This window comes from Bacillus cereus group sp. MG9, from assembly GCF_040459995.1.
GTDB lineage: Bacteria > Bacillota > Bacilli > Bacillales > Bacillaceae_G > Bacillus_A > Bacillus_A mycoides.
In genome coordinates this window covers 3,863,598-3,883,147 of sequence record NZ_JARVHC010000001.1, presented here as the reverse complement: position 1 = coordinate 3,883,147, position 19,550 = coordinate 3,863,598, and the positions used below count along the sequence as shown (strand labels likewise).

The window sequence follows — 19,550 nt, the reverse complement described above, 5'->3', positions numbered from 1 at the left end:
AAATTTTATGTAAAGTTCCATCGATATCAAAGAAAATCATAGTACAATCTCCTCACTAATAACTACTTATTGTTTTCTGCAACTTCATATCCTCTCACAAACAATAGAGTCATATAAGAAATAATAAATGAGAAGATACTATACATACCGACCCAAAAGAAAAACTTTGGAGGGAAGGCGATAGCACCTACTATTAAAAAACTAGCAAACGTTACAATTGGCATTACATAGTACGTTCTCGTTCTACGTGTTCCAATAACAGAAACGATAAAGATAAGTAATGGACAAATTAATAAGACAAAAATCAATTCATTCATAGTTATGTCCCCTTTTCTAATTGAAGTAATCTGTTTCTCGTAAACGTTTTGAAATAAATACTCTCCTAATATCACTTCGCTAACATATACATAATCCCTTTTGAAAGTCAGTAATAAATGATTGATTTCACAATGAAAAACGTAAGCAAGAGAATACTCGCTTACGCTATAGAATAAACATCGCAACGATCGTGGTGACGATTAAGCCAATCACAACTGGTAAAAAGTTTCGGCGCGCAAGTTCAAACGGATCTACTTTGCATATGGCAGCGGCAGGAATAAGCGCCCAAGGAATTAAAGTGCCACCGCCAGTCCAGATTGCTGCAATTTGCCCAAGTGCTGTTAATGTAGCTGTTCCATGCCCAAGTGCTGTTCCGAAAAGATTGGCAATCGAACCAGTAAGTGATATACCGGAAAATCCAGATCCATCTAAGCCTGTTATGACACCAACGATAGTTAATGTTCCTGCCGATACATATTGGTTTAAAGGAACAGTTTGAGATAAGGCGATTCCTAAGTCGTTAATGATTCCATGTGAACCTTTCGGTAAATAGTCCCCGATAATTTTCACAAAGCCGCTATCTCCTAAATAAAAGAGTGCAGCAATTGGGATAACTGGACCAAAGATTTTAAATCCAAATTGGAGCCCTTCTATAAAATAATCGGTCGTTTTATTCAGTCCATTACCTTTGTAGGCGATGAGAGAAATAATGATAATCATGATAACAGTCGTCCCGCCGATAAGTGCAGTTGCATCGCTTCCTTGTAGTTTAAATTGAATCATGCAAAGGATATCTATGGCATATACGATCGGAATACAAATAGCGAGCCATTTTTTTGTCTGAGGAGATAATGAAGTGAGCGTTTTAGAAGACTCAGTTGATGGAATAGATTCTTGTATAGATAAGCCTGTATGAAATTCTTTTCGTAAGAAGAAAAATGCGACGGAAGTTGTCACAATACCCATAACGATAACGAGGGGAACACTGGCTGAAACAACGCTGGAAACAGGAAGACCAGCAGCATCTGCAGTTAATTTCGGTGCACCTTGAATAACGAAGTCACCAGATAAGGCGATGCCGTGTCCGAATAAGTTCATAGCGATTGCGACTCCAATTGGCGGAAGGCCGACGCGTACAGCGACTGGTAATAAAATGGCCCCCATTAAGGCGACAGCTGGAGAAGGCCAAAAGAAAAAGGAAATTGTCATCATTAAAAGACCGATAATCCAGTAGGCATGTGCAGGTGTACGAATCATCTTTGTAAATGGTGAAATCATCGTATCATTTATGCCGGTATGAACGAGTAGGTTGCTCATTGATACGATAATGGAGATGATTAATATAGTTGGTAATAGTTCGGTAATGGCGTAAATGAAACTTTGAAAGATACCACTAATGGCAAGAGGGATAGAACTTGTAGCGGTTAATGCTAATAAAAAGATAAAAACGATACAAATGATCGTCGTATCTTTTCTAAAAATAAAAAAGGTAATAATGGTTAGTAAACAAAGAATATAGAGAGCATGTAAAAGCGTTAATTCAACTCCCATAACATTCACATCCTTTAGGCATTCGTGTAGTTCATTGTATGGAAGCAGTGAAAGTATGTGAGTATAGGAAAAAGAAAAAAGTGAAATTTCATGTACTGTAATGGTAAGAATAATAAATGGATGTTACAATACAATTAATCCTAAAAATGGAATTAAATGAGGACTTATGCGCAAAAGAATTGGTTTTTGGGGATTCATCCCGCATTAACGGGCAGTAAGACTCCCACCTCAAAATTTGCGAATGCGAGGGAGTTAGGTGGGAGATCAACTGCCCATAAAAGCCCGATTGGTTCAACTTTATCGTATCTTGTATTCTAGTAATCATTTTAAATTTATTTACAAACAATGAATGGATAAGTATCATACCTGTTCTCGGGTTTGTTTTTATACTGTTATATCGTTGGGATGACATGAAACAACATGGTAAAAAAAGTATTGGAATTATGATAGGTATCATTGTTGTTTGTTCATTTGTCGTAGGGGTTATTTTAATAGAGGGCCAAAAGCAAATGGAGAAAATGTCTATTTTTCAAGATTGGATGTCTTCTGCGAAAGGTCTTTATCTTGTAATTGTAGTCGTTATTTTTCTAAGAGTCATGATAAGAATAGCAAGTTACATATTAAAGGAGAAGTAGAATGGGGGAGTACGAATGAGAGAGAAAATAGGGTATTATGGTGTGCTCGGTTGTTTAATATTATCAGTTATTTCGGGGCAATTTCTTAAAAGTGAATGGGTACCAGTAATATTATGTATAGGAGTATTGATTTTTGCTCCTATGTATCGCTGGGATGAATGGAAAGCATATAGTCGAAAAAAGAAAATTGTTTTCAGCATCGAGTTTGTCATTATAATTAGCACGATTCCGTTTTTGTTATTGAAAGGAAATGAGATAATAGATGGAATTGTAATGTTTCAAGGGTGGTTATTTATTGCGAAATTGCTATATTTAATATGCATTTTAATATCGGTAGCGGTAGTCGCTAAAAAAGTAAACGAAAAGTTATTCGTTAATGAATAAAAGAAAATGCCACCTTATTCGGTGGCATTTTCTTACTTTACTGAATGAGCTTTTTGCATCTTTTTAATTAAACGAATTTGTCCGCGATGGTTGATCTCATCTTCAAATACGTGAAACCACTTAAAGTAGTTATTTGCTGGTTTGTCATGCCAAAAGTCTGTCGTTTTAAATAGCCATTCATCAGGTAATGATTGAAAAGTTTTAATCGTTTTGGAACGTACTTCTTGTAACGTATTTATGTAAAATTCTATTGAGTTGCCTTTTATTTTCTCGCGTCCAAGATTTCCTAACTCAACAGCAGGTAACCAACGTTCTAATTCAGCATTTGTTGGTGCACGATCTTCAAAAGTATGAATTTGGTAGTAAAATTCAATAGCAGCCATATGGTACAAAAGCATACCAATTGAATTTGCTTCATCATCATATAAATAATCAAGTTCTTCAATTGTTAAGCCTTCCACCGCTTGCATTGTGGTATAACGAGCGTAATTCATCATGGAAACAAGTTTTGAAAATTCTACATGTAAACCATCTATCTTATCGATTACAAAGTTCAATTAAAATTCCCCCTCTTTAAACGATTACTCCAGAGAAGGAATTCTATGTGTAGAGAAAAACTCCTGTTAAAAAGTTCATGATTTTTAACAGGGAATGACAATTAGTTCCCGATTTGCCTTTGTAATAACCTCATAGCCCTCTTTTGTGATGACAATATCATCTTCAATTCTACACCCGCCCCAGTTTGGTATATAAATACCTGGTTCAACTGTAACAACCATACCTTCTTCTAAAGTAGCCTTACTTTCTTGGGATAGACGGAGAGGTTCATGAATTTCTAACCCAAGCCCATGACCAGTAGAGTGGCCGAAATATTGACCGTATCCATGTTCTGTAATGTAATCTCTCGTTATATCATCGATACTTTTCGCAGTTTCTCCAGGTTTAATGGCTGCAGTTCCACGCTTTAATGCTTCTAATACAACATTATATATTTTTTTGAATTCTTCCGATGGTTCTCCGATTGCTACAGTACGTGTTAAATCGGAACAATACCCGTTATAAAGTGCACCGAAATCTAAGGTAACGATATCGCCGTGCTCGATTATTTTATTCGATGCAACGCCATGAGGAAGTGAAGAGCGAACGCCAGAAGCTACAATAATTTGAAATGATGAGGATGTAGCCCCTTTCTTTCGCATGAAAAATTCTAATTCATCTCGGACATCAGTCTCACTTATTCCTGGCTTTAGAAACGTAAGGATGTGGTGAAATGATTCGTCAGCAATATTAGCCGCAATTTTCATTGTTTCTATTTCAGGTATGTCTTTAATAATGCGAATATCTTCGATGATTTCGCACACTTGCACCATTTCCGCATGTATGTATTTTTGTAAGTTTTTATATTGTTGTAATGTCATGTTATTTTCTTCAATTCCAAGTTTTTGAATGTTTAATTTCGATACTTGATTTGCGATTTCTTTTTCTAGATTTCCTTTATGCATAATAATTTCAGCTTCTTTTATTTGTGATTTCGCTTGATCTACATAGCGAAAATCAGTTATAAAAACCGCTTTATCCGCAGAGATTAAGACGACGCCAGCGCTACCTGTAAAGCCTGTTGCATATTGGCGATTTTCTTTTTTGGTAATAAGTAATCCGTCAATTTCATATTTTTGTAGTTGATTTTGGATTTTAGTAATTCTTAAATTCATGTTAATTTCCCCCTTTTCACAGTATTGAATAAAGCAAATAGCGTGCCAAAAGATAACTTTAGAGAAAGGATAGTGGGGAATATATATATAAGGGAAGGTAAAGTAAAGTTCTGTCCGCTATTTGTGGGAAGGACTATTTGAAAACTACGGATTGCTTCAAAATATTAGTGAGCAAATGAAAAGAACATCGAATCGATTTTTTTACACACTGTAAAAAAATTTATACAAATACAAGAAAATAATGTCAAATTTTTTTGGAATATCGAAGTTAGGAAAGAAAAGGATAAGCGATGTTTAGAGTGTATATTTGAAAATAACATTACATTTATTATTTATTTTAATATAAAAATTAATATATAAATAAAAAAATTATTGATACAATAGGTAATTGTTGGGTTTCTCTCGAAGATAGGGATACGTAACGAATAAATAGGATTAAGGAATGTGAGTATATGAAAAAATTAAGTAAAGTAATGTCATTTTGCTTGGTAGTTAGTATGTTTGTTCTAGCAGGTTGTGAAAAAAGTGAAAACAAAGTTCAAGTAAATGAAAAGATTGAACAGCTTGATGAAGCACCAGAAGTGACAGGAAAAGAAGCGAAAAAGATTGTACGAAAGAGCGTAGATAGGATAGCAAACGCTTTTAGTGAGATGGAAAAAGAAAATGGATGGAGCCGAAATAATCCTGGAGATATGGAGACAGCGAAAAAAGGAGTTAAGGGATTAGTTACAGATAAGTTTGTAGAAAATCAGCTTCCTAAGTCGCTTGACACATTTAATAGGTCTAGAGAGACGGATATGTTGCCATTCCCAATTCATATTGAGCCAGACGTGAGAATAACTTGTTCACAGAAAAATGATGTTTTAAAGATTGAGACGCTTATCCTTGCAAATGATATGGGGAATGAAGCGGAGACGTGGGAATTTGTTTTAGTTTATACCGATGGAAAATGGTTAATGGATAAATGGTCATCAAATACGCCAGTAGATTTAAAGTTAACTAAAGAAGAAGCTAACGAAATTCTTAGAGTTCAAGGTTTCAAGAATGTCTCTTTCGTTAGAGAAGAGAATAGTGGAAATAAGAAATATATTTTTAAAGAAAGTAACGGAGTAGTTGCTGTGGATGCCCAAACATCTGTTATTACTCACAATGTAGATGATGAAGAGCAAGAAAAGGTAACGAAACAAGATTTTATTCAAGAGCAAGAAACAGCTAAGGGAAATGATTCCAGTACGTATACTAGTTCAAAAGAAGAGAAGCAGCAAAAAAAAGAATCTTCTTCAGTATTAGGTAAAACTAAGGCTCTAAATGAGTTAGTTGCTCTAGAAAACGAAGAAAAACATACGAATGTTATGTCAACAAATGACATAGTAAATGAAATAGAAGGAAATTATCAACTATGGGATAATAAACTAAATGAAATTTACAGTACATTAAAAAATACGATGTCAGCTGATGCATTTCAGTCATTAAAAACAAAACAGATTGTATGGGTTAAAGAAAAAGAAAGTAAAGTTACAGCAATTGGTACAGATCCAAATAATGGAACGATGAGACGTATAGAGGCTTCGGAAGAGAAATATAAGATGACAAAAGAAAGATGTTACGAATTAGTTAATGGATATATGAACTAAATTAAAGAATGCGTTGCTAGCAAGCAACGCATTTTTTAATTTACGCTTTTAATTTCATTACTGTATCAGCATCTGGTGTTACATATAATGTTTGTTGATTGTCATATGTAACAAATCCAAGTTTTGCACCGCTCGGTTTTTTGACGTGGCGTACCTTTGTGAAATCTACAGGAACAGAGCTAGAATCTTTTGCTTTACTGTAATAAGCAGCGATTTTAGCGGCCTCATGTAAAGTCTCTTCCGTAGGTTCAAGAGAACGAATGACAACGTGGGACCCAGGTATGTCTTTCGTATGTAACCAAATTTCATCGCGACGGGAGAATTTCGTTGTTAAATAATCATTTTGCTTATTGTTTTTACCGACGAAAATTTCTGTACCATCACTAGCTAAATATTTGTCCAATACTGGTTTTGTCGGTTTTTTCTTTGTGTTTTTCTTCTTACGATTACGTACATAACCTTCTTCGGCCAGTTCTTCACGAATCTCTTCAATATCTTTTGAAGAAGCAACTTCCATTTGTTGAAGTAAGCTATCGAAATAAAGAATTTCTTCATTTGTTTTTACGATTTGTTCTTCTACAATAGCAACTGAATTTTTCGCTTTTTGGTACTTTTGGAAATAGCGTTGTGCATTTTCAGATGGTGTTTTTAAAGGATTTAATGTGATTTTTACAGTCCCACCATTTTCGTCGTAATAGTTAACGACTTCTATCTCTTTATCACCTTTTTTCAAAGCGTACATATTGGCTGTAAGTAGCTCTCCAAATAGTTGATATTTATCTGCTTTTCCGGCATCTTGTAATGTTTTTTCTAGTTTAATTAGCTTCTTTTCGTTTTTTGTTTTTTCATTTTGCATAAAGCGTTCTAAATCGTGAGCTTGTTGTTTTACACGATCGCGCTCTGCTTTACCAAAGAAGAAGCGATCTAATAATTCACTAACAGATGAAAATGTTTTTTCGTTTCCTTGTAAGTGAGAAAGAGGGAATAGGTAAAAGAACTCTTTTCCATTTGCTGTTATCATTGCTGGCACGTACTGATGTGTTAGCAAAGGTTTTTGCAAGCTGAAGAAAGCTTCAGATAATGCTTTTTCATTTGCCATACCTGCTTTTTTTACAACTTCTTTTGCAAATAATGGGGAAATTCCCATGAATGCTCCGACAAGTTGTTTGTCCATGTTGCCAGATAAAAAGTCTAGCGGTTTAATAAAATCATCTTCTGTTTCGATAAGAAGCGGATTAATTTTATGTTGTGCCGGTGGGGCAACATATTCAGCTCCAGCATATACAGTACGATGTCGGTTTACCGCTAAAGAAACGTGTTTTAAGCTATCTAAAATAACATTTGTTTTCGTATCTACTAAGATAATATTACTGTGTCGTCCCATTATTTCGATTACTAATGTTTTTACTGATTCGTCACCGATTTCATTGCGACTACGGACTGTAATTTGAATAATACGTTCTAAGTCAATTTGTTCAATTTTTTCAATAAATCCACCTTCTAAATGTTTGCGAAGAAGCATACAAAACATCGGCGGTAGCGCTGGTGAATTGTAGTTTTGATTTGTTAAGTGCATACGCGCATATGTAGGGTGAGATGAAAGAATTAGCTTTTGGTTTTTTCCGTTTGCTCGAATATGTAATAAAACTTCATATTTTGAGGGTTGATATATTTTTGAAATTCTTCCTGTTTGAAGAGAATTTGCAATTTCATGTGTAATTGCTCTTGTAAATAATCCATCGAATGCCATGAATGAACACTCCTTTCTAACTAAAAGTTAATTATAGCATTTTTTTGGACGAGGCTGAATAAGCTTTCATTAGAGTATGTCTGGAATCAGGAGGTCGATGGCAGGATGAACTGGTATGAAATGCGAGCACATGAAGTGGAGGAAAGAACGAATACGAATGTGGAGGTAGGTCTTACAGAGCAAGAAGCAGAGGGCCGATTAAAGAAATTTGGTACAAATGAATTGCAAGAAGCAAAGCGGCCTTCTGCGCTTATGGTGTTTTTAGCGCAATTTAAAGATTTTATGGTACTTGTTTTATTTGGTGCTACAATTATTTCAGCTTTTTTAGGAGAGTATATTGATTCGATTGCAATTGTTGCAATTGTTATTATTAATGGTGTCCTCGGTTTCTTTCAAGAGAGGAAAGCTGAAAAATCGTTGGAAGCTTTAAAAGAATTGGCAGCCCCTCAAGTTACTGTACTAAGAAATGGGAAGTGGATAAAAGCGCCGTCAAAAGCGCTTGTACTAGGTGATATTATTAAGTTTTCTAGTGGTGACCGTATTGGCGCGGATGTTCGCCTTGTGGAATCTTCAAGTTTATATATTGAAGAATCGGCTCTTACAGGAGAGTCATTGCCTGTACAAAAGAAGGTAGAGGCGTTACAAGGCCAAGATGTTTCAATTGGTGATCAAAAAAACATGGCATTTATGGGAACGATGATAACGAGAGGTGCTGGAACAGGGGTAGTCGTAGCGACTGGAATGAATACAGCTATGGGGCAAATTGCAAATATGTTGCAAAATGCTGAGCAAATGGAAACGCCATTACAAAGAAGATTAGAACAGCTTGGAAAAATTTTAATTATTGTTGCTCTTATTTTGACGGCTCTTGTTGTACTAGCTGGTGTATATCAAGGGAATGAAGTGTATCACATGTTTTTGGCTGGAGTTTCGCTTGCTGTTGCAGCTATTCCAGAAGGATTACCAGCTATCGTTACGGTTGCGCTATCACTTGGTGTACAGCGTATGATTAAAAAGAGGGCAATTGTGCGAAAGTTGCCAGCTGTAGAAACGTTAGGCTGTGCTTCTGTTATTTGCTCAGATAAAACAGGAACAATGACACAAAATAAAATGATGGTAACACATATGTGGTCAGGCGGAGAATTGTGGAAAGTAACAGGTCAAGGCTATGAGCCAACAGGTTCGTTTATGAAAGGTGAAGAAGTAATTGACCCTACTAAGACGAAATCACTGTATCAACTACTTACATTTGGCTGTTTATGTAATAATGCGAATGTTATTCAAAAGAAAAAGACGTATGTGTTAGATGGAGATCCAACAGAGGGAGCTCTCGTTGCTGCTGCAATGAAGGCGGGAATATCACGTGAAGCTCTTAAAGGAAAGTTTGAAGTCATTCGTGAATTTCCTTTTGATTCAACTAGAAAAATGATGAGTGTTATTGTTCGTGATCGTGAAGGCAAAAAATTTGTTATTACAAAAGGAGCACCAGATGTTCTTTTGCAAATGAGTCAAACAATTTTGTGGGGAAATAAGCAGCAGCCTTTAAGTGAAATGTATCGAAAAGAAGTGCAGGCAGCGATTCATAGTTTGGGAAGTCAAGCTTTACGAACGATTGCGGTGGCATTTAAACCGTTAAAAGCTACAGATTCAATTGAACATGAAAGAGAAGTCGAGCAGGATTTTATGCTTGTTGGAATACAAGGAATGATAGATCCACCAAGACTAGAAGTGGCGCAAGCGGTGAAAGAGTGTAAGGAAGCTGGTATTAGAACGGTAATGATTACGGGAGATCATAAAGTGACGGCAATGGCAATTGCGGAACAGTTAGGGGTTTTACCGGCGGGTGGACGCGTTGTTGAAGGTGTAGAACTTGCGAATATGGATGTAGAGGCATTAGAAGATATTGTAGAAGATACGTATGTATTCGCTCGTGTGTCTCCTGAGCATAAATTGAAAATCGTTAAGGCGCTGCAAAATAAGGGACATATAGTAGCTATGACAGGTGATGGAGTGAACGATGCTCCAGCTATTAAAACAGCTGATATAGGGATTGCGATGGGAATTACAGGGACAGATGTTGCAAAAGAAGCTTCGTCACTTGTGTTGTTAGATGATAACTTTGCTACGATTAAATCGGCGATTAAAGAAGGTAGAAACATATATGAAAATATTCGGAAGTTTATTCGGTATTTGTTAGCATCTAACGTTGGTGAAATTTTAGTTATGTTATTTGCGATGTTACTTGCACTGCCATTGCCGATGGTTCCAATTCAAATTTTATGGGTGAACTTAGTTACTGACGGTTTACCAGCGATGGCATTAGGTTTGGATAAGGCTGAAGGAGATGTGATGAAGAGAACACCACGCCATCCGAAAGAAGGGGTGTTCGCTAGAGGGCTTGCGTGGAAAATTATAAGTCGTGGTTTTCTAATCGGAGCAGTGACATTAGTAGCGTTTATTATTGCATTTAACCAGCATCCGAATGAATTGAAGTATGCACAAACGGTAGCCTTCGCAACATTAGTACTGGCTCAGCTTATTCATGTATTTGATTGTCGTAGTGAACATTCTATATTTCACCGCAACCCGTTTGGAAATATATATTTAGTAGGGGCGGTTATTATTTCTTTACTGTTAATGCTTGTAGTTATATATTATCCACCATTACAGCCGATTTTTAGCACAATGCCGATACAAGCACGAGATTGGTTGTTAATTGGAGGATTATCATCTATTCCGACCTTCTTATTAGTAGGATCCTTATTAACAAGAAAAAAGGAGAAAAAGAAAAAGCCGCTGTTATATAAGAAGGGATTAAACTTGAAATAGTCAATGATATGAAAATATGATATAATTTACAGAAGGTAGTAGAGTCGCATCTCTATTGCCTTTTTCATTGAGTTATTTCATGGCTTGGATGTGATAAAGATGATTTGTAGTATGACAGGATTTGGAAGATCGAAGGTAGAAAACGATACTTTTCAAATAACAGTAGAAATGAAGTCGGTGAACCATCGTTTTTTAGAAATGAGTATTCGGCTTCCGAAGCAAATGATGGCGTTTGAAGACAAGATTCGTAAAATAATTGCAAAGCAAGTTCGCCGTGGACGTATTGAAGTGTCTATTAGTATAACAGGTGAAGGGCTTGTTGAAAGAAAATTAACTGTGAATTGGGAACTTCTCAAGCAGTACCAATCCATTATGGAAGATATAAAAGGGAAATTTCAATTACAAGATTCTATTACACTCGGGCAACTAATGGGAATGCCAGAAGTAACGGCAGTTGAAGAAATAGAAAATGTAAATGAACAATTTGAAACCGGTTTATATGAAGCTGTTCGCCAAGCTGCTCATATGTTGAAAACGATGAGAGATGGCGAAGGAGAACGATTACATAAAGATATAGCATATCGTTTGCAAGAGATTCATAATTGTGTAAATGCAATTATTCCACATGCACCAATTGTTACACAAAAATATCGTGAACGATTAGAAAATCGCTTAAAAGAATTACATAACCAAGATTTAGATGAACAACGATTGTTGACAGAAGTAGCAATATTTGCAGAGCGTTCAGATATTCACGAAGAATTAGTTCGATTACAAAGTCATTTAGATCAATTTCGTGAAGCACTGCAAATTACAGAGCCTGTTGGAAGGAAAATGGACTTCATCGTGCAAGAGATGCATAGGGAAGTTAATACGATAGGTTCTAAGGCAAATGACTTAACAATTTCAAAATATGTCGTAGAAATGAAAAATAACCTTGAAAAAATTCGTGAACAAGTACAAAATATTGAGTAGCTTTCAAAAAATATATAAAGTTATACGTGGTGGAGAAATCGGATAGACTTACTAGGAGGCGCAAACTATGGCCATGCGGTTTTTAAATATTGGATACGGAAATATTGTATCTGCTCATCGAATTATTGCTATTGTAAGTCCGGAGTCAGCTCCTATTAAACGGACAGTACAGGAAGCGCGTGAACATAATGCTTTGCTTGATGCTACGTATGGGAGAAAAACAAGGGCGGTTATTGTTATGGATGATGGGCATGTAGTATTAAGTCCAATTCAGCCAGAGACGATTGCACATCGTTTGAATAATAAAGAAGATTTAAGTGAGGAAGGGTAGGTTTTACATATTTATGAGAAGTAGAAGAGGATTGCTCATCGTTCTTTCGGGACCTTCTGGTGTCGGGAAAGGAACGGTTCGAAAAGAGCTGTTTAGCCATGAAGACACACGTTTTCAGTACTCTATTTCAGTAACGACACGTAAACCGCGTGAAGGTGAAGTAGATGGTGTGGATTATTTCTTTAAAGAGAGAGAAGAATTTGAAGAAATGATTCGTAATGAAAAGTTACTTGAATGGGCTGAGTTCGTTGGTAATTATTACGGAACACCGATTGATTATGTTGAAAAAACGTTACAAGAAGGAAAAGATGTGTTCTTAGAAATTGAAGTGCAAGGAGCAATTCAAGTTAAGAAAGCCTTCCCAGCAGGTGTATTTATTTTCTTAGCACCTCCAAGTTTATCTGAACTAAAGAACCGAATTGTCGGCCGTGGTACAGAAACTGAAGATGTTATTGAAAATCGTTTAACTGTAGCGAAAGAAGAAATCGAAATGATGGACGCTTATGACTATGTTGTAGAAAACGATCAAGTTGAATTAGCTTGCGACCGAATTAAAGCAATTGTGGTTGGTGAACATTGCCGCCGCGAAAGAGTGGCAAAATACTATAAAGAAATGACGGAGGGTCTATAATTATGTTAAATCCATCAATTGACTCATTATTAACAAAAATCGATTCTAAATATACACTTGTAACAGTAGCTGCAAAGCGTGCACGTGAAATGCAAATTGCTGACAATTGTGTTATTGAAAAGCCTGTTTCTTATAAATGCGTAGGTAAAGCATTAGAAGAAATCGATTTAGAAGTATTAAAATATATACCATGCGATGACAAAATAATCGATTAAGACATTCTTTTCGACAAATTAAAACATAGACTTTATAATTTTCTATGTAACGGTAACAACCTATTTACAAGTAGGTTGTTATTTTTTTACGATAGGGATGAAAAGGAATTGAAAAAGACGGAACGAAATACTGGTACTGACGAGCTGGAAATTCTATTTCAGTAGAATAAGTTTGAAAAAGAAAGAGGACGAGTCATATGCTAAAAGGGAAAAAGATACTTCTATGTGTAACAGGAGGCATTGCAGTTTTTAAAGCGGCTGCGTTAACAAGTAAATTGACACAAGCTGGCGCTCTTGTAAAAGTAATGATGAGTGAGTCGGCAATGAAGTTTGTTACGCCTCTTACATTTCAAGCACTTTCTCGCCATGATGTATATACGGATACGTTTGATGAGAGAGACTCGGCTGTTATCGCTCATATTGATTTAGCGGATTGGGCAGATGTTGTACTTGTTGCACCGGCTACAGCTAATTGCATTGGAAAGTTAGCTGGCGGTATTGCTGATGATATGATTACAACTACTTTGTTAGCTACTACAGCTCCAGTGTGGATTGCACCGGCTATGAATGTGCATATGTATGAAAATAAAATTGTTCAAAAAAACATGATGACGTTAAAAACATTAGGATATACATTTATTGAGCCTGGGGAAGGTTTTTTAGCATGTGGTTATGTAGCAAAAGGAAGACTGGAAGAACCTGAAGCGATTATTGGACGGCTAGAAGAGGCTTTCTCAGAACAAAAACCATTGCAAGGAAAGCGAATATTAATAACAGCTGGACCGACACGTGAAAAGATTGATCCGGTTCGTTTTATGACGAATTTTTCTTCTGGAAAGATGGGGTATGCGATCGCAGAAGTTGCAGCAGGCTTAGGTGCTGATGTCATACTTGTGTCAGGACCGACAGCATTAGAGTCACCATTACATGTAACAAGAATACAAGTAGAATCTGCACAAGATATGTTAGAGGCAGTCCTTCAACATTATCAGAATGTGGATGTTGTCATCAAAACAGCAGCAGTTGCAGATTACCGCCCAAAATATGTGCATGATAATAAAATGAAAAAGAAAAATGGCGATGCTGTAATTGAATTAGAAAGAACAGTGGATATTTTAAAAACGTTAGGTGAGAAGAAGGACCAACAGTTACTTATCGGTTTTGCAGCTGAAACGACAAACATAGAGGAATACGCAACGAGAAAATTACGTGAGAAAAATGCAAATATGATTGTTGCGAATGACGTGAAAGCGCAAGGAGCTGGGTTTGGTACAGATACAAATATTGTGACAATGTATAGAAAAGATGGAGAAATTATTGAGTTGCCACTTTTAACGAAGAAAGAAGTGGCTCGTGAAATATTAAAGCAAATAGAAATGATGTTAGAAGATGATCGTGTATGAAGTTTGCAAGTGTGATTGTTGATGTACCTGCACGTCAAACAGATCGACCGTTTGATTATATTATCCCTAAAAAATGGGAAGATATCGTGCAAACAGGAATGCGTGTAGTAGTCCCATTCGGTCCGAGGAAATTGCAAGGTTTTATTATTGGCATAAAGGATTCGGTTGATCTAGAAAGTAAAAAGTTAAAAGCGTTGTATGAAATATTAGATGTCACTCCGGTTTTAAATGATGAATTATTAAAGCTTGGGTATTGGCTTACAAGTGAAACGTTATGTTATATGATTTCAGCTTTTCAGGTGATGCTTCCAACGGCGATAAAAGCAACATATAAAAAGCGTCTGCAACTTCGTAACCAAGAAGAAGTTGCGCCAGAAATTCTTTCTTTATTTCAAGGGAAGGAAACGATAGATTGGGAAGCTATCGAAGCGCAGCCGCACCTATATCGTACTATTCAACAAGAAATTAAAAATGGTACGACTGAAGTGGTTTATCAAGTAAAGGATAAAGTGCAGAAGAAGAAACAAAGAGTAGTTCAACCGGAGTTACCGGCAGATAAATTGGAATTAGCAGCATTTGAACTGAAAAGTAAAAAACAACAAGACGTACTCTATTATTTTGTAGAAAACTACAAAAGTGTACCGTTAAAAAATTTAACAGAAGAATTACAAATAACAGATGCTCCAATAAAATCACTTGTTAAAAAGGGTCTAATCTCAGAAAAGTATGTAGAAGTATACCGGAATCCGTATGACGATGATGATTTTGAACAAACGAAACCATTTCCGCTTACTGAGGAACAAAAACAAGTAATTACACCGATTTTGTCATCAATTACAAATGAAACTTACAATCCATTTTTACTATATGGTGTTACAGGAAGTGGTAAGACTGAAGTGTATTTACAATCTATAGCAGCGGTACTCGAGAAAGGAAAAGAAGCAATTGTGCTTGTTCCTGAAATTGCGCTAACGCCCCAGATGGTAGATCGCTTTAAAGGTAGGTTCGGTTCGCAAGTTGCAGTTCTTCACAGTGCGCTTTCTGTTGGCGAGAAATATGATGAATGGCGAAAGATATTAAGAAAAGAAGTGAAAGTTGTAGTTGGTGCGCGTTCAGCTATTTTTGCTCCATTCGAAAATTTAGGAATCATTATTATTGATGAAGAGCATGAATCAAGTTATAAGCAAGAGGATAACCCAAAGTATCATGCAAGAGATGTAGCAGTGTGGAGAGGACAATACCATAAGTGTCCAATCGTTCTCGGAAGTGCAACGCCGACACTTGAATCGTTTGCTAGAGCGAAAAAAGGTGTCTATGGGTTGCTTACAATGGAAAAACGTATGAACAAACAAGCTTTGCCGACTGTAGAAATTGTTGATATGCGTGAAGAGCTTCGTGATGGAAATCGCTCAATGTTTTCAAAGGCACTGCATGAAAAAATAGCAGATCGATTAGAAAAGAAAGAACAAATGGTTCTCTTTTTAAATAGAAGGGGTCATTCTACGTTTGTGATGTGTCGTGATTGTGGGTATGTCGTACAATGTCCGCATTGTGATATTTCGTTGACATATCACAAAATGAACCATCGTTTAAAGTGTCATTATTGTAGTCATGAGGAAAATATGCCAACGGAGTGTCCCGCTTGTAATAGTACGTATATTCGTTTCTTTGGTACAGGGACGCAAAAGGTTGAAGAAGAAATCACAAAACTATTCCCTGAGGCGCGGGTCATTCGAATGGATGTGGATACAACAAGCCGTAAAGGAATGCATGAAAAATTATTAAAGGCGTTTGGTGAAGAGAAAGCAGATATATTACTTGGAACACAGATGATTGCAAAAGGGCTTGATTTTCCGAAGGTGACGCTTGTTGGCGTTTTAACGGCGGATACGATGCTTCATCTACCTGATTTTCGGGCGAGTGAAAAGACGTATCAGCTATTGACACAAGTAAGTGGACGTGCAGGAAGACATGAATTGCCAGGTGAAGTTGTAATTCAAACGTATACGCCGGAACATTACAGTGTAGAATTAGCAAAGAATCAACAATATGATGTATTTTATGAGCACGAAATGCAAATGAGGCAAATGAGACAATATCCGCCATATTACTACGTTGTACTTGTAACTGTATCTCATCCGGAGTTATTAAAGGCAGTCCAAGTGACGGAAAAAATTGTCGGTCATTTACGAACGCATTGTTCAAGGCAAACAATGGTGTTAGGGCCGGTTGCTTCAGCAATTCCAAGGATAAAAGATAGATATCGTTACCAATGCATGATAAAATACAAACGGGAACCAAACTTAAAGAACGTGCTCAAAATGGTAAATGAACATTATCAAGCAGAAATGCAAAAAGAGCTACAAATCTCAATTGATTTTAATCCAACAATGTTAATGTAGCGGAGGGAAATATGGCAGTTTTAGAAATTGTAAAGCATCCAAATGAAGTGTTAGAAACACCATGCGAAAGAGTAATTAACTTTGATAAAAAGTTAGTGAAATTGTTAAAAGATATGCATGAAACAATGTTAATTGCAGACGGAGTTGGTCTAGCTGCGCCACAAGTGGGTGTAAGCTTACAAGTTGCTGTTGTTGATATAGGTGATGATACGGGTAAAATTGAATTAATTAATCCTGTTATTTTAGAAAAACGTGGTGAACAAGTAGGTCCCGAAGGCTGCTTAAGCTTTCCGGGACTTTATGGTGAAGTGGAGCGTGCAGATTACATTAAAGTACGTGCACAAAATCGTCGCGGTAAAATATTTTTATTAGAAGCGGATGACTTCTTAGCGCGTGCAATTCAGCATGAAATCGATCATTTACACGGTGTTTTATTTACATCTAAAGTGAAAAGGTATTATGAAGCAGGCGAATTAGAATAGGTTTAAAAGGAGCGGTTTTTGAATGATGAAAGTAGTATTTATGGGGACACCGGACTTTTCTGTGCCGGTGCTTCGTCGTCTTATCGAGGACGGATATGACGTAGTTGGTGTTGTAACGCAACCTGATCGTCCAGTTGGTAGAAAAAAGGTTTTAACACCTACTCCTGTTAAAGTAGAAGCGGAGAAACATGGTATTCCAGTAGTACAGCCGTTAAAAATTCGTGAAAAAGACGAATATGAAAAAGTATTAGCACTAGAGCCAGACTTAATTGTAACAGCAGCATTTGGACAAATCGTACCGAATGAAATTTTAGAAGCGCCAAAGTATGGATGTATTAATGTCCACGCATCATTACTTCCAGAACTTCGCGGTGGTGCACCAATTCATTATGCGATCATGGAAGGTAAAGAGAAAACAGGTATTACAATTATGTATATGGTAGAAAAATTAGATGCGGGCGATATATTAACGCAAGTAGAAGTAGAAATTGAAGAGCGTGAAACAACAGGTTCATTATTTGATAAGTTAAGCGAAGCAGGAGCACACCTTTTATCTAAAACGGTTCCTTTACTAATTCAGGGTAAACTAGAACCAATTAAACAAAGTGAAGCTGAAGTGACGTTTGCATATAATATAAAACGTGAGCAAGAGATAATTGATTGGACAAAAACAGGTGAAGAAGTATACAATCACATTCGCGGATTGAATCCATGGCCAGTTGCTTATACGACTTTGGCAGGACAAGTTATTAAAGTATGGTGGGGAGAGAAGGTCTCTATTACAGAGAAAGCTGAACCAGGTACAATAGTAGCTCTTGAAGAAGATGGATTTGTTGTTGCAACAGGGAACGAGACAGGCGTTAAAATCACTGAATTGCAACCATCTGGTAAAAAGCGTATGAGTTGTTCACAATTTTTACGTGGAACAAAACCTGAAATTGGTACGAAGTTAGGAGAAAATGCATGAGACAAAATGTTCGTGAGTTAGCTCTGGATGGCTTAATTCAAGTAGAAAAAAGTGGTGCATATAGCAACTTACTTTTAAATAATTTGATTGAAAAAAATACAATTGACAGAAAAGATATTGGTTTATTAACTGAAATGGTATATGGAACAATTCAACGTCGTGACACACTAGATTATTATTTACAACCATTTTTAAGAAAAAAGGTTGAAGCGTGGGTAAGAGTGTTGCTTCGCCTATCTCTATATCAAATGCTATATTTAGACCGAGTTCCAGAAAGAGCGGCTATTCATGAAGCAGTTGAGATTGCAAAGCGTCGTGGGCATAAAGGGATTTCAGGCATGGTGAACGGAGTATTGCGTTCGATTCAGCGAGAAGGTGTACCTTCGTTAGAAGAAATCGAAAATCCAGTAGAACGACTTGCGATTGCAACGAGTCATCCAATGTGGCTTGTACAAGAATGGGCATCCGAATATGGTTTAGAGACAGCAGAGAAAATGTGTGAAGTAAATATGTTGCCACCTGTACCAACAGCACGTGTAAATGTTGATAAAGTAACGGTAGAAGAAGCGGTTGCGTTATTAGCTGATGAGGGTATAGAAGCAAAACGTGGCGAATTGTCAGAGGATGCAATTCAAATTGAAAGAGGAAATGTCGCACATACAGAAGCGTTCAAAAAAGGTTTCCTTTCTATTCAAGATGAAAGCTCAATGCTTGTAGCACGTGCTTTAGAACCGAATAAAGGAGATACAGTTCTAGATAGTTGTGCTGCTCCTGGCGGAAAAACAACTCATATTGCAGAGCGTTTGGACGGAACTGGTAAGGTAATGTCGCTTGATTTACACGCACATAAAGTACGTTTAATTGAACAACAGGCGAAGAGACTTGGTTTAGAAAATGTAGAAACGATGGCTTTAGATGCTAGAAAAGTTCAAGAGCATTTTGCAAATGAATCTTTTGACAAAATATTAGTAGATGCACCATGTTCTGGATTTGGTGTTATTAGACGTAAACCTGATATTAAGTTAGGTAAAGATAAGGGCGATAGTGAAAGGTTATCAACGATTCAACTTGCGATACTAGAAAAAATAGCACCATTGTTAAAACAAGGTGGTCGCCTTGTTTATAGTACGTGCACAATTGAAAAAATAGAAAATGAACAAGTAATAAAGCAATTTTTACAAGAGCATCCTGAATTTGAATGGGATACTACGATAAAAGATCGCATGCCAGAAAAGTTAAATCCGTATATTGATGAAGGTCAAGTACGAATTTTACCGCATTATTTTGCAACAGATGGCTTTTATATTGCTTGTTTAAGAAAGAAGGTGTAG

18 protein-coding genes are annotated in these 19,550 nt (G+C 36.6%); 13 read left to right on the top strand and 5 right to left on the bottom strand.

Annotated features, from left to right (window positions below):
- Positions 1-62: 62 nt before the first annotated feature.
- Both QCI77_RS19775 and QCI77_RS19770 read right to left on the bottom strand, forming a co-directional pair.
- Positions 63-317 (bottom strand): YbeF family protein, encoded by a 255-nt coding sequence (locus QCI77_RS19775; RefSeq protein WP_002033769.1) that lies wholly within the window; start codon positions 315-317, stop codon positions 63-65.
- A gap of 166 nt (positions 318-483) precedes the next feature.
- The gene (locus QCI77_RS19770) at positions 484-1,869 is read right to left on the bottom strand and encodes a hypothetical protein (protein ID WP_353825400.1); all 1,386 of its coding nucleotides are present in this window, start codon (positions 1,867-1,869) and stop codon (positions 484-486) included.
- Positions 1,870-2,168: 299 nt separating this feature from the next.
- On the opposite strand from QCI77_RS19770, the gene QCI77_RS19765 reads away from it, so the two are divergent.
- On the top strand, positions 2,169-2,504 hold the full coding sequence (locus QCI77_RS19765; protein ID WP_113769762.1) for a YoqO family protein: 336 nt from the start codon (positions 2,169-2,171) through the stop codon (positions 2,502-2,504).
- Between the two features lie 15 nt (positions 2,505-2,519).
- The gene (locus QCI77_RS19760) at positions 2,520-2,888 is read left to right on the top strand and encodes a YoqO family protein (protein ID WP_060749564.1); all 369 of its coding nucleotides are present in this window, start codon (positions 2,520-2,522) and stop codon (positions 2,886-2,888) included.
- Positions 2,889-2,920: 32 nt separating this feature from the next.
- On the opposite strand, the gene QCI77_RS19755 is transcribed toward QCI77_RS19760, so the two are convergent.
- The gene (locus QCI77_RS19755; RefSeq protein ID WP_113769761.1) at positions 2,921-3,445 is read right to left on the bottom strand and encodes a DinB family protein; all 525 of its coding nucleotides are present in this window, start codon (positions 3,443-3,445) and stop codon (positions 2,921-2,923) included.
- Positions 3,446-3,529: 84 nt separating this feature from the next.
- A complete protein-coding gene (locus QCI77_RS19750) occupies positions 3,530-4,600 on the bottom strand; it encodes a M24 family metallopeptidase (RefSeq protein WP_113769760.1) in 1,071 nt (356 codons plus the stop codon).
- Between the two features lie 452 nt (positions 4,601-5,052).
- On the opposite strand from QCI77_RS19750, the gene QCI77_RS19745 reads away from it, so the two are divergent.
- Complete coding sequence (locus tag QCI77_RS19745; RefSeq protein WP_113769759.1) at positions 5,053-6,234, top strand: lysozyme inhibitor LprI family protein; 1,182 nt, start codon at positions 5,053-5,055, stop codon at positions 6,232-6,234.
- 40 nt (positions 6,235-6,274) lie between these two features.
- Here QCI77_RS19745 and QCI77_RS19740 read toward each other — a convergent pair whose 3' ends face one another.
- Positions 6,275-7,984, bottom strand: coding sequence for an Rqc2 family fibronectin-binding protein (locus QCI77_RS19740; protein WP_353825399.1), 1,710 nt, complete (start codon positions 7,982-7,984; stop codon positions 6,275-6,277).
- Positions 7,985-8,089: 105 nt separating this feature from the next.
- Between QCI77_RS19740 and QCI77_RS19735 the strand changes: the two genes are divergently transcribed.
- The 10 genes from QCI77_RS19735 to rsmB all read left to right on the top strand — a co-directional run bounded on the left by QCI77_RS19735 (position 8,090) and on the right by rsmB (position 19,550).
- The gene (locus tag QCI77_RS19735; protein WP_088034467.1) at positions 8,090-10,813 is read left to right on the top strand and encodes a calcium-translocating P-type ATPase, SERCA-type; all 2,724 of its coding nucleotides are present in this window, start codon (positions 8,090-8,092) and stop codon (positions 10,811-10,813) included.
- A gap of 99 nt (positions 10,814-10,912) precedes the next feature.
- The gene (locus tag QCI77_RS19730) at positions 10,913-11,788 is read left to right on the top strand and encodes a YicC/YloC family endoribonuclease (protein ID WP_002088227.1); all 876 of its coding nucleotides are present in this window, start codon (positions 10,913-10,915) and stop codon (positions 11,786-11,788) included.
- A gap of 67 nt (positions 11,789-11,855) precedes the next feature.
- Positions 11,856-12,119 carry an extracellular matrix/biofilm regulator RemA gene (remA, locus tag QCI77_RS19725; RefSeq protein WP_001251456.1) on the top strand — a complete coding sequence of 88 codons (264 nt, stop codon included), beginning with the start codon at positions 11,856-11,858 and terminating at the stop codon, positions 12,117-12,119.
- Between the two features lie 13 nt (positions 12,120-12,132).
- Positions 12,133-12,750 carry a guanylate kinase gene (gene gmk / locus QCI77_RS19720; protein WP_002014492.1) on the top strand — a complete coding sequence of 206 codons (618 nt, stop codon included), beginning with the start codon at positions 12,133-12,135 and terminating at the stop codon, positions 12,748-12,750.
- Between the two features lie 2 nt (positions 12,751-12,752).
- Positions 12,753-12,965, top strand: coding sequence for a DNA-directed RNA polymerase subunit omega (gene rpoZ, locus QCI77_RS19715; protein WP_113769756.1), 213 nt, complete (start codon positions 12,753-12,755; stop codon positions 12,963-12,965).
- Between the two features lie 197 nt (positions 12,966-13,162).
- On the top strand, positions 13,163-14,368 hold the full coding sequence (gene coaBC / locus QCI77_RS19710; protein WP_113769755.1) for a bifunctional phosphopantothenoylcysteine decarboxylase/phosphopantothenate--cysteine ligase CoaBC: 1,206 nt from the start codon (positions 13,163-13,165) through the stop codon (positions 14,366-14,368).
- Entirely contained in the window at positions 14,365-16,770 is a 2,406-nt protein-coding gene (priA, locus tag QCI77_RS19705) for a primosomal protein N' (RefSeq protein ID WP_113769754.1), read from the top strand. Before coaBC ends, priA begins: the two co-directional genes overlap by 4 nt.
- Before the next feature lie 11 nt (positions 16,771-16,781).
- The gene (gene def / locus QCI77_RS19700) at positions 16,782-17,252 is read left to right on the top strand and encodes a peptide deformylase (RefSeq protein WP_002014496.1); all 471 of its coding nucleotides are present in this window, start codon (positions 16,782-16,784) and stop codon (positions 17,250-17,252) included.
- Positions 17,253-17,274: 22 nt separating this feature from the next.
- Positions 17,275-18,219: a methionyl-tRNA formyltransferase gene (gene fmt / locus QCI77_RS19695; protein WP_002014498.1), complete on the top strand. Its 945-nt coding sequence runs from the start codon at positions 17,275-17,277 to the stop codon at positions 18,217-18,219.
- Positions 18,216-19,550, top strand: coding sequence for a 16S rRNA (cytosine(967)-C(5))-methyltransferase RsmB (gene rsmB / locus QCI77_RS19690; protein WP_002128834.1), 1,335 nt, complete (start codon positions 18,216-18,218; stop codon positions 19,548-19,550). Before fmt ends, rsmB begins: the two co-directional genes overlap by 4 nt.

Coding starts and splice junctions, on each gene's coding strand:
- QCI77_RS19735 (WP_088034467.1), top strand. CDS start 8,090: ATGAACTGGTATGAAATGCGAGCACATGAAGTGGAGGAAAGAACGAAT.
- QCI77_RS19775 (WP_002033769.1), bottom strand. CDS start 317: ATGAATGAATTGATTTTTGTCTTATTAATTTGTCCATTACTTATCTTT.
- remA (WP_001251456.1), top strand. CDS start 11,856: ATGGCCATGCGGTTTTTAAATATTGGATACGGAAATATTGTATCTGCT.
- def (WP_002014496.1), top strand. CDS start 16,782: ATGGCAGTTTTAGAAATTGTAAAGCATCCAAATGAAGTGTTAGAAACA.
- rsmB (WP_002128834.1), top strand. CDS start 18,216: ATGAGACAAAATGTTCGTGAGTTAGCTCTGGATGGCTTAATTCAAGTA.
- QCI77_RS19760 (WP_060749564.1), top strand. CDS start 2,520: ATGAGAGAGAAAATAGGGTATTATGGTGTGCTCGGTTGTTTAATATTA.
- coaBC (WP_113769755.1), top strand. CDS start 13,163: ATGCTAAAAGGGAAAAAGATACTTCTATGTGTAACAGGAGGCATTGCA.
- QCI77_RS19750 (WP_113769760.1), bottom strand. CDS start 4,600: ATGAATTTAAGAATTACTAAAATCCAAAATCAACTACAAAAATATGAA.
- QCI77_RS19730 (WP_002088227.1), top strand. CDS start 10,913: ATGATTTGTAGTATGACAGGATTTGGAAGATCGAAGGTAGAAAACGAT.
- priA (WP_113769754.1), top strand. CDS start 14,365: ATGAAGTTTGCAAGTGTGATTGTTGATGTACCTGCACGTCAAACAGAT.
- QCI77_RS19770 (WP_353825400.1), bottom strand. CDS start 1,869: ATGGGAGTTGAATTAACGCTTTTACATGCTCTCTATATTCTTTGTTTA.
- QCI77_RS19740 (WP_353825399.1), bottom strand. CDS start 7,984: ATGGCATTCGATGGATTATTTACAAGAGCAATTACACATGAAATTGCA.
- gmk (WP_002014492.1), top strand. CDS start 12,133: ATGAGAAGTAGAAGAGGATTGCTCATCGTTCTTTCGGGACCTTCTGGT.
- fmt (WP_002014498.1), top strand. CDS start 17,275: ATGATGAAAGTAGTATTTATGGGGACACCGGACTTTTCTGTGCCGGTG.
- QCI77_RS19745 (WP_113769759.1), top strand. CDS start 5,053: ATGAAAAAATTAAGTAAAGTAATGTCATTTTGCTTGGTAGTTAGTATG.
- rpoZ (WP_113769756.1), top strand. CDS start 12,753: ATGTTAAATCCATCAATTGACTCATTATTAACAAAAATCGATTCTAAA.